At 32.6% G+C, this 14,811-nt stretch carries 11 protein-coding genes and 1 pseudogene; 2 read left to right on the top strand and 10 right to left on the bottom strand.

Translation table 11 applies throughout. From position 1 onward, the window contains the following. From WBN21_RS16245 to lysA, 7 genes and pseudogenes are all read right to left on the bottom strand, one after another. Positions 1 to 455 (bottom strand): annotated as a pseudogene (locus tag WBN21_RS16245) (nuclear transport factor 2 family protein); the annotation flags it as partial. Between the two features lie 34 nt (positions 456 to 489). Next, positions 490 to 942: a hypothetical protein gene (locus WBN21_RS16240; protein ID WP_424202129.1), complete on the bottom strand. Its 453-nt coding sequence runs from the start codon at positions 940 to 942 to the stop codon at positions 490 to 492. Positions 943 to 954: 12 nt separating this feature from the next. Continuing rightward, positions 955 to 1,893 carry an NAD-dependent epimerase/dehydratase family protein gene (locus WBN21_RS16235; protein ID WP_424202127.1) on the bottom strand — a complete coding sequence of 313 codons (939 nt, stop codon included), beginning with the start codon at positions 1,891 to 1,893 and terminating at the stop codon, positions 955 to 957. Between the two features lie 287 nt (positions 1,894 to 2,180). Further along, a complete protein-coding gene (locus WBN21_RS16230) occupies positions 2,181 to 2,921 on the bottom strand; it encodes a LytR/AlgR family response regulator transcription factor (protein ID WP_424202125.1) in 741 nt (246 codons plus the stop codon). Between the two features lie 19 nt (positions 2,922 to 2,940). Continuing rightward, a complete protein-coding gene (locus WBN21_RS16225; RefSeq protein ID WP_424202123.1) occupies positions 2,941 to 4,851 on the bottom strand; it encodes a tetratricopeptide repeat-containing sensor histidine kinase in 1,911 nt (636 codons plus the stop codon). 138 nt (positions 4,852 to 4,989) lie between these two features. Continuing rightward, on the bottom strand, positions 4,990 to 5,928 hold the full coding sequence (locus tag WBN21_RS16220) for a sterol desaturase family protein (protein WP_424202121.1): 939 nt from the start codon (positions 5,926 to 5,928) through the stop codon (positions 4,990 to 4,992). Between the two features lie 131 nt (positions 5,929 to 6,059). Beyond that, positions 6,060 to 7,295 (bottom strand): diaminopimelate decarboxylase, encoded by a 1,236-nt coding sequence (lysA, locus tag WBN21_RS16215; RefSeq protein ID WP_424202131.1) that lies wholly within the window; start codon positions 7,293 to 7,295, stop codon positions 6,060 to 6,062. Positions 7,296 to 7,494: 199 nt separating this feature from the next. On the opposite strand from lysA, the gene sucC reads away from it, so the two are divergent. Further along, positions 7,495 to 8,685, top strand: coding sequence for an ADP-forming succinate--CoA ligase subunit beta (gene sucC, locus WBN21_RS16210; protein WP_424202119.1), 1,191 nt, complete (start codon positions 7,495 to 7,497; stop codon positions 8,683 to 8,685). A gap of 58 nt (positions 8,686 to 8,743) precedes the next feature. Here the strand turns inward: sucC and WBN21_RS16205 are convergent, their stop codons facing one another. Continuing rightward, positions 8,744 to 9,076, bottom strand: a complete 333-nt coding sequence (locus WBN21_RS16205) for a DUF1456 family protein (protein WP_424202117.1) — start codon at positions 9,074 to 9,076, stop codon at positions 8,744 to 8,746. Positions 9,077 to 9,456: 380 nt separating this feature from the next. Between WBN21_RS16205 and WBN21_RS16200 the strand changes: the two genes are divergently transcribed. Further along, positions 9,457 to 9,870, top strand: coding sequence for a TerB family tellurite resistance protein (locus tag WBN21_RS16200; protein ID WP_424202115.1), 414 nt, complete (start codon positions 9,457 to 9,459; stop codon positions 9,868 to 9,870). 90 nt (positions 9,871 to 9,960) lie between these two features. Here WBN21_RS16200 and uvrB read toward each other — a convergent pair whose 3' ends face one another. Beyond that, positions 9,961 to 11,964 (bottom strand): excinuclease ABC subunit UvrB, encoded by a 2,004-nt coding sequence (gene uvrB / locus WBN21_RS16195; RefSeq protein ID WP_424202113.1) that lies wholly within the window; start codon positions 11,962 to 11,964, stop codon positions 9,961 to 9,963. Positions 11,965 to 11,991: 27 nt separating this feature from the next. Continuing rightward, on the bottom strand, positions 11,992 to 14,811 hold a 2,820-nt coding region (locus tag WBN21_RS16190), incomplete at its 5' end, for a T9SS type B sorting domain-containing protein (protein WP_424202111.1).

Genomic DNA, 14,811 nt, shown 5'->3' with positions numbered 1-14,811 from the left:
TTGTCTTTATTAACAACATAGAGTCTGTGCATTGGCATGTTTATTTTAACACCTGTTTTTTTGTGCACACCATTTATGTCTTCCCAATTTTGTACCCAAACTACATCTTCGTCATTATCTTTTTTATATTCAATAGCGTCTGGATAAGCACCTGGCGTTTGTGTAATTGAAAAATAATCTAGTGCATTATTCATTCCTATGGCGCCTCCAGCAAACGATGCCTTGTCTCTTCCTTTAGCTCTAGGGTTAGTGCCTACGCCATTCCAAGCTTTAAAATCATCTGTTAAATAGCTTGCCACTTTTGTAGAATCGCCTGCTACGTATGCTTTAGTCATGTTTTGAACTACGGTAATTGCGGGATGCTCAATGTAAATAGTGCCGTTTGACTTTTTTTGTGCAAAAATGCTGGTCATGCTTATAAAAGCAAGTACTGTTAATAATGTTGTTGTTTTCATTTTTATTGGTTTTTATGATTAATTAATTATTGGTTTATTGTTTAACTTCTACTCTAATAAGTTTTATTGATTTTGTGTTACTCAAATTGGATATTGAATGTGCCGCTTCAGAGTCTTTCCATATGGTCATTGGCGTTTTTGAAGGGGCCTTTAGTTTTCTGCTATCGAAAATTATTTTACCATCAACATCTTTATCGATAAACTCATCTGCCTCCTGAAAGTAAATAACACTTGGCCATTTGTGATGATGTAAATTTTCGCTTTCTCCAGGAGCGATAGTCACTTCCAAAACTCTAACGGTATCATTTTCTAATATAATTTTATGATTTTTTGGAGCTGCAATAACGGCGTCTAGTGCTAGTGCCCATTCTACCGGATCCATTGATTTGTAATTATAATAATCGTTGGATGCTAATTTTTGACAAAAACCAGAAATGGTGAAAGTCAATAAAAATAGGATGGCGAGTTGAATGTTTATAGTTTTCATTTTTAAAGGGTTTTAGTTTGAATATTCTTTTAAGGTTTTCTGAACCGATTGAAACGGTAACCCTAAATCATGTTCAGCCATTTTGTTTTGGTAAATTATTTTGGCTAATGTTTTTGGTGGTTGGTTGTTTAGCATTTCAGACACATCTGAAACCGAATAAGTTTCACTACTTAGTAGATAATTTTTGCCATGTAAACCAGAAATTGTAGCAGCCTTGAAAACACCTTCTGCAACGTCTTTCACATTTACGATTGCCATTTCTGCGTTCGTATCATAAAGCATTTGCACGAAAGGATTGGGTGCTATTTTGTTTTTAATTAAATATTGCAACCCTGTTGAAACAGAATCCTCTCTTTTTGACAAAGATTTACCAAATACCGCCACAGGAGAAACACTTGTGATTTCAAAATCGAGATTTGGGTGTGTTTTTATAAAATTATTTACTGATTGGTTGGCTATAAATTTTGCTTGTGCATATGGGTGACTCTCCATACTTGTAAATGGTGTGTCTTTTTCACTAAAAGTGTCTGAAGCCGATTTTCCTCCAGCAGGCAGGGGAAAATTGGTATTATATGCAGCTACTGATGCAATAAAAACTACCTTGGTGATACTTGGCGTATTATTTACAACTTCTAAGAAGTTTTCGGTGCCTTTAATAGTTGGGTCAAAAAGTTCAGTTTGAGGATTCTTAACATCTAGTTGAAAAGGAGTGCCACCATGGATAACAATGTCGCAGTCTTTTACAAATTCTTTTAATTGTTTTTTATTTTCAACATTAAGCTCACTAATATGTAAATGATCGGAATTGTTAAGGTCCATCAAATGCTCATATTTGTTTTCATTTGAAATATCGGTTGTGGATACTTTTACATCATATCCATTTTCCAAAAATCGCTTGGTGATATAGCTGCCTATAAAACCAGCACCGCCGATAATGCCTGCTTTTTTCATAATTTGACTGTTTTATGTTGTCCAATTTGTTAAAAAACCTCACATTCTATTACAATGATAAACTGCGAGGTTTAAGATTGGTTGGTTACTTGATTTGAAAAGGCATTAATAGTTTTCAGATTAATTAACTATGGTTGGTTAATTAAAATGTAATAGGGAAGAATTATATACCTAAGTAACTAATAATCAAAGTTAAAAGAAAGCGGTTTAGGACGAAACCCATGTTTTTCTGTCCGAACAGTACGTTCTATTTATCTAAGCGTAAAAAGGGAGATTAACTGATTTAATTATATTGTTTGTAACCTATTAAGTAATTCTACTTTTAAAGGTTTACTAACAGGAATGGCTTTTTTTGCAATAACAATATGGCTAGTTGCTACTTCATCAATTTGAGAGAGGTTAACAATAAAGGAGCGGTGTACTCTTATAAAATGTTGCTGAGGTAATTTTTCATCAAGATCTTTTAAGGTCATTACCAATAAATATTCTTTTACTTTCGAATAAATACGACAATAATTCCTTTCAGCCTCTATATATAGAATATCCTTGATTTCTACACGCACCATTTTTTCCAAATGCCTCACAAAAATACTATCACTTAAAATAAAAGGTGAAGTTTTTTCAATAGCAGGTTTAGCGGATTCTTTTTCAGATTTAATCATGTTTACGGTTAATTCTATAGCTCGTTCTAAATCTAATTTTTTAAATGGTTTTGAGATAAAAGCATACGGATGTGTTTCTTTTGCTCTATTAAAATGAGCTTCATCAGCGTTTGCAGTTAAATAAATAATAGGTGTATTTACTGTTTTTTGCATAATTTGAGCCATTTCAATGCCATCGATACTTCCTTTTAAATTAATATCTAAAAGTAAAATGTCTGGTTTATGTTGCTCAATATGAATTAAAGCTTCTTCCCCTCTCGAAATAATTCCAGTAACTTCATAACCCAATGTTATAAGCTGTAATGAAATGTTTGCAGCAATAATCATTTCATCTTCAACAATTAATATTTTAATTTTTGAATCCATTTATGCAGCTTTGTTTAATTTAAAATTTAAAATTAAAAAGAAAAGAAGTGCCATTTAAGGTGTCTTCAGTCATTTCGCCATCGAGTTGTTGAGTTAATAATTTAATGAGTTGGGAACCAAAACCTGTTCCTTTCGGAGCTAAACCTGCTGTTTTACCAATGCCATTATCAACCACTTTAAGCGTTAATGTTTCTGGGTTTGGTTTGGATAAGCTTATCGATATATTTCCTTTTGCTTCCTTAGGAAATGCATATTTTAAGGCATTTGTAAGTAATTCGTTAACAATTAAACCAATAGGCACTGCGGTATCTACGTCCAATTCTAGATTGTCCATAGCATATTCAATTTTAACTTTATCATCGGCATTAAAGGTGTCTAAAATGCCTTCACCTAAATTAAGGAAGTAGTCTTTCATTTCAACATTTCCTAAATTTTCACCTTGATATAATTTTTGATGAATTATTCCCATAGATTGCACGCGGTTTTGACTAGCAATCATGGCGTCTTTTGTTACAGAATCTTCAAGTTGGGCAGATTGTAAAGCAATTAAACTTTTTACAAGTTCTAGGTTGTTTTTTACCCGATGGTGAATTTCCTTTAGTAATAATTCATTTTGCTTATTTTTTGCAGCCAACAATTTATTGGATTTCGTTCTTGCCACATAACTTTTATAACCAAAAAACAAAAATCCTAATAATAAAGTTACCAAACCAATGCTTAGCCATTGTACTATTTTTTGCTGAGCTAATTGGTTTTTTTGAGATGCTATGGTGCTTTCTTTTTTTTCAGTTTCGTATTGTGTTAATAAGTTCGACATGGTTTTATCACTCTCCAACCTTGCAGTACTATCTCGCATTATTCTTGCTTTTTTTTGATATGCTAGCGCTAAAGGGTAGTTGCCTAATTTTTCATAAATGGTGCTAACGTGCCCATAATTTTCGGTTAAGTTGGCTAAATCGTTATTCTCTTCTTGATTTTGTACTGTTTGAAGTTGGTATTTTAAAGCTTCCTGATAATTTCCAGTTAAAAGATTAATTTCACCTAAGTTTGCTGTAACAGTAATCCATGCGTTTTTATAATTTGTTTGTTCAGAAAGTTTTAATACTTGTTTATAATCTAACAAAGCTTCATCGTATCTGCCTAGTCTTTTTAGTGCATTTCCGCGGTTATTCAAAAAATCGCACATGCTCATTGGATTAAATTCTAATGCTTTTGCCAGCGAAAGTGCCTTATCAAAATACATATAGGAGTCCTCAGGATTGTTCATCGCAATAGCGGCGCTTCCTGCATTGGTGTAACTAAAAACCAATTCTTCGTTTAAATCATTTTTATTACAAAAGGCTATGTTTTTTAAGGCATATTCTAAAGCTTCCTGATATCTTTCTTGTCTACATAAATCTTCAGAAATTCGTGTATTAGCACCCGCAATGCCAGCTTTATTATTTATGGATTCCATAAGTTTTAAGGCTTTTAAGTCACTTTTCATAGCGTTTTCTAAATCACCTCTTTTTTTATAAACCCAACCAATTTTAAATAGGGTAGTGGCTTGACCTTTTTTGTCGTCAATATCAAAATATCCATTAAAGGCTTTATCAAAGTGGTAGGAAGCAGAATCCAACTCTAATAGGTTGGCATGAATTCTACCTTTCATTTCATTAAATTTAGGTTGCCAGGTATTGTGTTGGGTTTGGTCTGCTAGTTTTACTGCCATTCGAGCATAAACTATTGCTTTTTTAAAATCGGTGTTGGAAGCGGTTGTTACAATATCCTCTAAAAGTTGTAGCTTTTTTGAGTCTGTTGTTTCTTTTGAAAGTAAATAATTAAGACTATCTATGGAAGTGTTTTGAGCATACGAAAAATGAAAACAAAGCAACATTAAAAATGAAGCCTTTTTTAATTTAAAGAAGCTAGTATCAATTGAATTTGGCATAAAGTCTTTTTTAACAATTAAAAAGACTTAGGGATTATTATATAATATTAATTAAAAATAAGCATATTAACAAATAATTTAAATAATTCTCATTAAATAGATTGATTTGTTTCCTTTTTGTTGACAAATGTTAATTTTCTAATTATTATTATCAGCCAGTAGTAGCTTTTGTTGTTGTTTTATGGTAAGTGTGCTTCCATCATGACTCCAACCAGGAGCAGCAAATGCATACATGAATTTATGATACCAGTTTTTAGATTTTTTCATATCCTTCCAAATATCTTTATATTCATGTGTTAAGATAACTAAAGGGTTGTATGAATTTGGAGCGTGGGTTACCCCATATTTAATATCAATGTTTTCGTCAAGTTCTTTCCAAGTGCCAAACATTTTATCAAAAATATTAAGGAAACCACCATGGTTTTTGTCCATATATTCTAAGTTTTGTGCATGATGAACTTGGTGCATGGTGTGTGTATTCATAAATTTTTCTATGAATCCCATTTTAGGAATATAAACAGAGTGCAGTTGAAATTGCCATAAAGCCTCAATTCCTAAACAAACTACTAGCATTTCTGGTGGAAACCCAATGGCTGGGATCCACATATAGAAAAAGGGTTTGTAAAATATGGTGAACCAACCGTTTCTAACAGCAGTTCCTAAGTTGAAATTATCGGAAGAATGATGAACAATATGTGCCGCCCAAAGAAAACGGACATTATGGTTTTGCCTATGAAACCAATAATAGCTAAAATCATCTAAAAGTTGGCAAATAAGCCAAATATACCAGGCGTAACCAAATGATTCCCAACCCATAATATTCATTCGAACGCCATCAACTAATGGATTGAAAATATCATAAACAAAATTGAAAAGAACAATGGCAGCAATAGTTTTTGTAAGCGGTGCTATAATTGCAGAGCCTATACCCATGGTAAGACTTGCTATTAAATCTTTATTTTCGTAAAGTTCTTTACTTTTTTTATCTTTTCTATGATGTCTGCTATAGGTGAATTCAAGAAGTATGAGTCCAAGAAAACAAGGCACGCCATACACGAGAGGGTTTGTAAAATCCATTAAAATTGCTATTTCTTCAAAAATAGGACGATTTTAGTTGAAAACTATTATATCCAAACTTTATTTCAAAAAAACACCTCTTTAAAACAAAAAAATGTAAAAAAGAGGTGGTATATTTTTAAAAAAGATAATTATTTGGTTAGAACAGGCTCTTTTTTTGAATTAAAGTCTACTTCAATTTGATTATTTAAAATATCTTCAAAAGTTTCTCTTTTTCTAATTAAATGAGCTTTATTGTTATACCATAGAACTTCGGCAGGTCTGTACCTTGAATTATAATTACTTGCCATAGAGAAACAATAAGCTCCGGCGTTTTTAAAACATAAAATATCACCTTCATTAATTTCATTTATGCGTCTGTTGTTTCCAAAAGTATCGGTTTCACAAATGTAACCTACAACCGTATAAAAACGTTCTTTTCCTTTTGAGTTCGATATGTTAATAATATCATGGTGTGAACCATATAGCATCGGACGAATTAAATGATTAAATCCAGAATCTACCTGTGCAAAAACTGTTGATGTAGTTTGTTTTACAGCATTCACCTTGGTTAAAAAACTTCCAGATTCACTTACTAAAAACTTTCCAGGTTCAAAAGCTAAGGTTAAATCTTTACCATAAGCTTTACAAAATTCATTAAATCTAGCAGATAATTTTTTTCCTAATTCTTCAATATTGGTTTCAATATCTCCTTGCTTATATGGAACTTTAAAACCAGATCCAAAATCAATAAAGTCTAAGTTTTTGAATTGTTTTGCTGTATCAAATAATATTTCACTTGCATATAAAAACACTTCAATATCTAAAATATCACTTCCAGTATGCATGTGGATGCCGTTAATGGTCATTTTAGTATTCTCAACAATACGTAAAATGTGTGGTATTTGATGAATTGAAATTCCGAATTTGGAATCAATATGTCCCACCGATATATTAGCATTACCTCCAGCCATAACATGCGGGTTAATACGAATACACACAGGTACTTTTGGGTGTTTTGTTCCAAACTGTTCTAAAATAGAAAGATTATCAATGTTTATTTTCACACCTAATTTGGCGGCTTGTTCAATTTCATCTAAAGAAACCCCATTAGGCGTGTATATAATCTGGTCTGGATTAAATCCTGCAGCCAAACCAAGTTTTACTTCTTGAATAGAAACCGTGTCAATACCAGAACCTAAAGATTTTAAAAGTTTTAATATCGATATATTTGATAAGGCTTTTACAGCATAATTAACTTTTAAATTCTTTACACCTTTAAAAGCAGAGGTTAATCTTTTGTATTGGTTTTCAATCTTTTCAGCATCATAAACATATACTGGACTTCCAAATTCTTCTGCAATTTTAAGCAACTGATTATCTAACATGATTCTTTTAATTTTTGTCAAAGATATTTTTTTGAATCAATAAAAAAATAAAAAATCAAAAAATAAATCAAATTAAACATTTTGTTAATTATTTAACACTTATGTGGTTTAAAATATTTTTGCTAGTTTTCACATTTAAATATTAGGGTAAGTAAACGCTATTATTTACATTTGTGAATCTTAAAACAGAAGCGATATTATGAATTTACACGAATACCAAGGTAAAGAAATATTAAGCAGTTTTGGCGTACGTATCCAACGTGGTATTGTAGCTCAAAATGCACAAGAAGCAGTTGCTGCTGCAAAGCAATTAACTAGCGAAACAGGAACAAGCTGGCACGTTATAAAAGCCCAAGTTCATGCAGGAGGACGCGGAAAAGGTGGCGGTGTTAAAATTGCCAAAAACTTAAAAGAAGTTGAAGAGATCGCTGGTCAAATAATAGGAATGGATTTGATTACACCTCAAACTTCTGCGGAAGGGAAACGTGTACACCAAGTTTTAGTTGCTGAAGATGTTTATTATCCAGGTGAAACCGAAACAAGTGAGTTTTACGTATCTGTTTTATTAAATAGAGGTACAGGGCGTAACATGATTATGTATTCTACTGAAGGTGGAATGGATATTGAAACTGTTGCAGAAGAAACGCCACATTTAATCTTTACTGAAGAAGTTGATCCTACTGTTGGCTTAATGCCATTTCAAGCAAGACGTGTAGCTTTTAACTTAGGTTTATCTGGTTTAGCATTTAAAGAAATGACGAAATTTGTCACTAATCTTTATACGGCATATGTAAAGTCTGACGCTTCTTTATTTGAAATTAATCCGGTTTTAAAAACTAGTGATAATAAAATATTGGCAGTTGATGCTAAAGTAACTATTGATGATAATGCTTTATTTAGACATAAAAATTATGTTGATTTACGAGATGTTCGTGAAGAAAGTGCTATTGAAGTTGAAGCAGGAGAACTTGGTTTAAACTATGTTGACCTTGACGGTAATGTAGGTTGCATGGTAAATGGAGCAGGTTTAGCTATGGCTACTATGGATTTAATTAAACAAGCAGGTGGTGAGCCAGCTAACTTTTTAGATGTTGGAGGTACAGCTGATGCAGCTCGTGTAGAAGCAGCATTTAAAATTATTTTAAAAGATCCTGCTGTAAAAGCCATCCTTATTAACATATTTGGAGGTATTGTACGTTGCGATCGTGTTGCACAAGGTGTTATTGATGCGTATAAAAACATGGGAACCATAAATGTACCAATTATTGTACGTTTACAAGGAACCAACGCTGATATAGCTAAAAAGTTAATTGATAATTCAGGGTTAGATGTTATGAGTGCTACTGAGTTTCAAGAAGCAGCTGATAAAGTACAACAAGTATTAGCTTAAAGGAAATAATTTATCACTCTGAGCGGAGTTGAAGTGTCTTATAAAAAAAGAGCAACAATTAATTGTTGCTCTTTTTGTTTGTTTTAGATGAAGTTAAATGTTCCTTTTTATTTGATTTTTTTGAAACTGGCTCCTCTTTTTTATCATCAGATTTGGGATTTGAATTTTTCGGAGGCCTTGGTCCTCTAAGGTGAATAACAAGACCATTTAGAAAATTCCGAAGAATTTGATCTCCACATTCCATGTATTTTGGGTGGTCTTCTTTTCTAAAAAAAGCTCCTAATTCACTTTTAGAAATCCTGAAATCTACAAGCTCTAATATCTTTACAATATCATCATCACGCAATTTTAAGGCAACTCTTAATTTTTTTAATATATCGTTATTAGTCATAGTACTTCTTGAATGGTTATAAACGTATGCATTTCATCGATTTTTAGTTTTGGCATGAGCAAAACTAGCGTTTAATCAACTTTTGTAAAGATACCCTAAATGTTGGTTTTAAGAAAAATTAAACTTCATAAAATATCATAACTTAAAATATTGATAAACAATGGGTTATGTTTTGTTTTTATGTTTTTACTTTAATATTTTAAAAGATAAAAGGCAATTTATTTAGTTAAAGAAAAGTAAATAATTGATGAAGTTGATAAAAATAACGACTAAATACGTACTGTTTTTCGATAAGTTACATTATATCTACGATTATTAAAGGACTCTTCTGTGTAACTTTATATTGTAATTAATTTATCCCTATACAAAACCCTTAAAGAATGGTTAATCGAGTAGAAAAGTTGAGCCTTTTATCAGAAATGATTGCTTTTGCGAAATATGACAAAGAAATAAAACGCATAGAGTATAATTTCTTATTAGGAGTCGCCAAGCAATTAGATATATGTCGAGAAGATTTTGAGTATTTATTGGAAAACCCAGTTACTTATACACATTTAAAATCTCACAGCGAACGTATAGTTCAGTTTCATAGATTAGTATTATTAATGAATATTGAACAAGAAAGTAACGAAGAGAATAATTCCCCTGGAGTTATTAAGTTATATAATTTTGGATTGAGAATGGGCTTAAGCCATGAGTCAATTACCAAAGTATTATACTTAATGGAAAGTTTTCCTAATAAAATTGTTCCACCAGATGTTTTGATTGATATTTTCAAAACACAATACAACTAAAAACCCTTTCATTTAGATTTTTTTCTAAAAGAATTCAATTATTAGTGTTGATTATAATTTACAATAGTAGATTATCGAAAAGCTAAAAGTTTATACTTTTAGCTTTTCTAATTTATTTTGGTAGCTTTTAATTTCATCTCGCAGTTTTGCGGCCACAATAAAGTCTAATGCTTTTGCAGCTTCTTCCATTAGTTTTCGTCTTTCTCGAATTTTCTTTTCAAGATCTGGCTTACTTAAATACTCGCTTTCTGGTTCGGCAGCTTTTAATGCTTCTAATTCATAGCTATACGTGCTTACAGAATTTTTAGAAAGGGCATTGTCCAAACTTTTATTTAAAGCTTTAGGTACGAGGTTGTGTTTTGTATTATATGCAATTTGTTTTTCGCGTCTGTATTCGGTTTCATCAATAGTTTTTTGCATGCTTTTTGTAATCTTATCGGCATACATAATAGCTTTTCCATTTAAGTTTCTAGCTGCTCTTCCAACGGTTTGGGTAAGCGAACGAGCAGACCGTAAAAAACCTTCTTTATCAGCATCTAAAATGGCTACAAGCGATACTTCAGGTAAATCTAAACCTTCCCGAAGTAAGTTTACTCCAACCAATACATCAAATAAGCCTTTTCGTAAATCTTGCATAATTTCAACACGCTCTAACGTGTCAACATCACTATGTATGTAACGGCATCTAATTTGAATTCTGTCTAAATATTTGGTCAACTCTTCAGCCATACGTTTCGTAAGTGTAGTAACCAAAGTGCGTTCGTCTTTTTCAATGCGTAGTTGTATTTCTTCAATTAAATCATCAATTTGATTTAAACTTGGTCGTACTTCAATTATGGGGTCTAATAATCCAGTTGGACGAATAACTTGCTCAACAAAAATACCATCTGATTTTTGCAATTCGTAATCAGCCGGTGTGGCACTTACATATATCACTTGATTTTGGATGGCTTCAAATTCTTCAAACTTTAATGGTCGATTGTCCATTGCAGCTGGTAATCTGAATCCATATTCTACCAAGTTTACTTTTCTGCTTCTATCGCCTCCATACATGGCATGAACCTGTGAAATGGTTACGTGACTTTCATCAACCACCATTAAATAATCATCAGGAAAATAATCTAATAAACAAAACGGACGCGTTCCAGGTAATCGGCCATCTAAATACCGGGAGTAGTTTTCAATTCCCGAGCAATACCCTAATTCGCGAATCATTTCTAGATCAAATTCGGTTCGTTCTTTAAGTCGTTTAGCTTCTAAATGTTTCCCTATTTCTTTAAAATAGTCATGTTGTTTTACTAAATCGTCTTGAATTTCCTTTATAGCACCTTGCAAAACATCTTGCGAAGTCACAAACATATTTGCAGGGTATATAGTAAGTTGGTCGTACTTTTCAACAACCTCATTGGTTTGAATGTTGAATGACTCAATATCTTCAATTTCATCTCCAAAAAAGTGAATTCTAAACGCATCATCTGCATAACTCGGAAAAATATCAACAGTATCACCTTTTATTCTGAAGTTTCCGTGTCTAAAATCCGCTTCCGTTCTAGAATATAAACTTTGTACTAATTGGTGTAAAAGATTGGTTCTAGAAATAACTTGATCTCTTTTTAAAGTAATCACATTTTTTTGAAACTCGATGGGATTTCCAATACCATAAATACAAGAAACAGATGCAATTACAAGTACATCGCGACGCCCAGATAGAAGCGAAGAAGTTGCGCTTAATCGCATTTTTTCTATTTCTTCATTAATAGATAAATCTTTTTCAATAAAAACACCTGACACAGGAATGTAGGCTTCCGGCTGATAGTAGTCGTAATAAGATACAAAATACTCCACAGCGTTATTAGGGAAAAACTGTTTAAACTCAGAGTATAATTGAGCTGCTAATGTTTTATTATGCGCTAAAACCAATGTTGGTTTTTGAACTTCTTCAATAACATTGGCAACAGTAAATGTTTTTCCAGAACCTGTTACACCAAGAAGGGTTTGGTATTTTTCATTTGAATTAATACCATTTACAAGTTGTTTTATTGCCTGTGGCTGATCGCCAGTAGGTTTAAATTCGGATTCAATTTTAAACTGCATTTTACAAAATTACGTAAAATATATGTGCTATCGTTTTAAAGTAAAATGACCAGAAAATTGCCTGCCATCTTCAAGAAAAACTTTAAACCAATAATCGTTAGTAGATAATATGTTTCCTTTAAAAGTTCCGTCCCAACCGGAATCTTGTACTAAAAGCTGTTTGATTAATTTACCATAACGATCAAAAATTAAAACGGTGGTGTTGGGTTGAGTACGCTCATCAATACCTAATATTTTCCATAAATCATTTATACCATCGCCGTTAGGAGTGAAATATTTAGGGTATCCAATAACTGAAATATTTAATGTTGAGACACCGCAAATATCATCTTTAACATGAATTGTATAAAAACCAGGTAACACATTATTAAAAAATGGTTCTATTTGATAATTGATGAAAGTTGAACCTTCTACTTGTAAGGCAAATTCATAATTACCCATTCCTAAATTTGTAGGATTAATGGTTACTGAATTATTTTCAGAAAGATCGACAATTGAGACATCTTCTTGGGTTATAGTTGCTTGTTCTGAAGCATCAACAAAAATGGTTTTTGTAATTGAGCAGTTTGTTCCGTCCGTTTTAGTTAAGGTGATGCTGTACGTTCCTGCGGTTGAAACCGAAATCATTCTATTGTTAGATACAAATTGATTGGTGGTGGTACCGTCTAAACTCGTCCAGAGCCACTCGTAATCAAAGGTTTCAGAAGGGTTGGATTCAAAAGGTTCTAATTCAATTGAAAATGTTGGATCTGAAGAACAAACCAGTCTTGGGGTATCGACTATAAATTCTGGTAAAGGGTTTACAGTTAAATTAATTGTTGTAGTCGCAAAACATGTTACATTATTTGGATTTATAACTGCTACAGAAATGATTTGATTTTCGGAAACAAGCGGATTTGGTAATGTGGACTGATTTAATAATAGACTTCCATTTTCATCCGTAAAATCATAATAAATTTCCATCCCTATTTGAGTTCCCAAAATAGTGCTAGTAAAAGTAGATGTATCAAAAGCGTAATAGCCGTCATCATCGATATCACCTGCCTCACCATCGCAAACCGTTTGATTTGGAACGGGATTAGCAAATGGTTGTTCATCGACTGTAAACGTTACCGTAGTTTCATCATAGCATGGGCCATTTGGAGCCGAAGTTGTGTTGTTAGTAACCCGAATAGTTATAGTTTGGGTTGCTGTGAGAAATGGATTTGGCAACGGACTCGGTAATCCTGTTCCCATGTCATCAAAATAGGTAATCGTAAAATCACTTGGATTTTGAGGTCCTAAAACATCATTTTCAATTTGTGAGGTATCAAACGGATATTCGCCATCATTATCATCATCACATTGTCTGTCAATACTTATTGTATTTGTTACAGGTAAAGGTTCCACATTCAGTAAAATATGAGCACCTAATCCTAAACAATCGTTTGATATGGCGCTATCAATTCTAACATAAATAAATTGTGAATTGGGATACCCAATATTTCTGTAATTTGAAGGATCTGTAATTTCATTAATTTCCGCTAAAGCATCGGCTTCATTTCTATAATAACGCGGTGGTAAAATGGTTTGTCCCGGAGGAATAAAGCTAATAATAGTTGCAGAAACAGAACTGAAATCGAAACTAGCTACGCCGTCTCTATCATCATTATTCGAATTGTCATTACCATTAACATCCAGAAAATCATCACATTGATTAAACGTTTCTAGAAAAGTTGGAGGGACAACCGTTGTTGACACATTAAGTTGAATTTGTGAAACCGATGCACATCCAAAAGTCGATTCTATTCGTGCCCAAATCACATCAGAACTTATGGTTCTATTTTCAAAAGTTGTTGGGTTGTTGATAAAATCAGGACTTGTATTATCTCCTAAAATTGCTGCTGCCTGCGTTAGGTAAAAGGTAATCGTTTCGTTGATAGCGTTTGTAGAAATTTCGTTGTTAGCCTCAGTTAAATTAAATGGACTATAACCTAATGTTGTTAGGTCATCATCATCACATTGAATTAAAACGACGGGCGAATTTATAATAGGTAAGGGGTTTACGGTTAGTTCCATTTCATCTGAATATAAACCGCAGCTATTACCAATTCTATCAATTTTTACTCTGTAATTATAAGTATTAAAAGTTAAAGGCGTGTTTGAAATATTCAAACTTGCTGTTTGTGAATCGGTATAAATAGCGTCATCTGTTATTGGATTCCAATTAATTCCATCTGTACTTATTTCCCATTGATAGCTTTCTGCTTCAGTTGAAACTACTGAGATGGTAGCATTTGAAGCTTCACATACTTCAGTATTTAATGGTTGGGTTGATATTGTTAAAGGCGCAAAATCTAGATAGTTTGGGTTTGGTAAAGTGTAACCATCACTTGCATTATTAACTAAACCTGAAGTGTTAGTAGTAGCCATAGTATCTCCTAGAACGGCATCATTATTTCCGTCGGAAAAACCAGCTTCAATAACATCATTACAGCCATCACCATCACTATCTGAATCTAAATATGAAAAGATACCATCATTGTCTAAGTCATTTAAAATATACCCTAATTCATTACTGTCGGGTGCTGTTTCAGCATCATCTGTCCATCCATTAACACCAAAATTTGGGCTGTCGTCTACGCCGTTTAAATCGGTATCTGATAATAAACCTAATTGTCCTGTTTCAATTAAATCATAAATACCGTCGTTATCACTATCTAAATCATAAAAGTCTAAAATACCATCATTATCGGTATCAATCGGTAAAGTTGACATATTAAAAATATCATCTAATCCATTTAAGTCTGTATCAATTCCAGAAAGTGTCACTAATGTACCTTGGTTTTCAACAAAATCGGGAATGCC

The organism is Algibacter sp., assembly GCF_049667265.1.
Lineage (GTDB): Bacteria > Bacteroidota > Bacteroidia > Flavobacteriales > Flavobacteriaceae > Algibacter_B.
This window is presented reverse-complemented; position numbering and strand designations above follow the sequence as displayed.